The sequence below is a fragment of the Bifidobacterium sp. UBA6881 genome (assembly GCA_002451435.1).
Taxonomy (GTDB): Bacteria; Actinomycetota; Actinomycetes; order Actinomycetales; family Bifidobacteriaceae; genus Bifidobacterium.
In genome coordinates, this window is sequence record DKCF01000055.1 from 1,968 (window position 1) to 2,655 (window position 688).

Genomic DNA, 688 nt, shown 5'->3' on the forward strand with positions numbered 1-688 from the left:
TCCGCGATCGGCGTGCTTTCCGGGAAGCGCACGGCGACGCCGTTGATGGCAAGGTCACGCATGACGACCGGCTGGTCATCCGCGTATTCGAACGTCATGGACACAGGGCCCGCGTTCCACGTGAAGTTTTGGGACATCGTTATCTCCATAATCCTCTGGTTCGCGATTCCGCGTATGCCTTGGAAGAAGGGAAGGCGACTGCCGGAATCGTTTGCTTTCAAACATAGGTTATGTGCGAATCCCTGAGAAAAAGCGGGAAATCGATTCGTCGGAAACATTTCCGCGCGCGTGGTGGCATGATTTCCGCAGGAACGTTTGGATTGGTGAACGCGCGCATGCGCATTCATACGAAGAGGGGCGCAGCCCACATGGAACCGCGCCCCTCGACCGCCGAAACCGGCAGATTCGCCGAATCCGCGAATCAGTAGATTTGGATGGCGTCGATGTACAGCTGGTTGCCCGGAAGGCTATTGATCGGCACCCACAGGAACACATCCTGTGTTTCCACGGTCTTGTTGAACTTCACATTGGTCGTGCCACTCGCGTCGAATTCGAATTGCGCCACCTGCTCGCCCTCGTTGGGGTTCGACGTGGTGTTCACGCGAACATATCCCTGGCCGCCGGACGTGCGGATGGTGATGCTCATGCGATGCACCTTCTGCGGTTGGCTCAGATGCACTGCGTATCC

The 688-nt window shown here is 57.4% G+C and carries 1 pseudogene; it reads right to left on the bottom strand.

The annotated features are described in order from the left end of the window. Positions 1-421 precede the first annotated feature (421 nt). Positions 422-688: pseudogene (locus tag B3C64_RS04535) on the bottom strand (hypothetical protein); the annotation flags it as partial.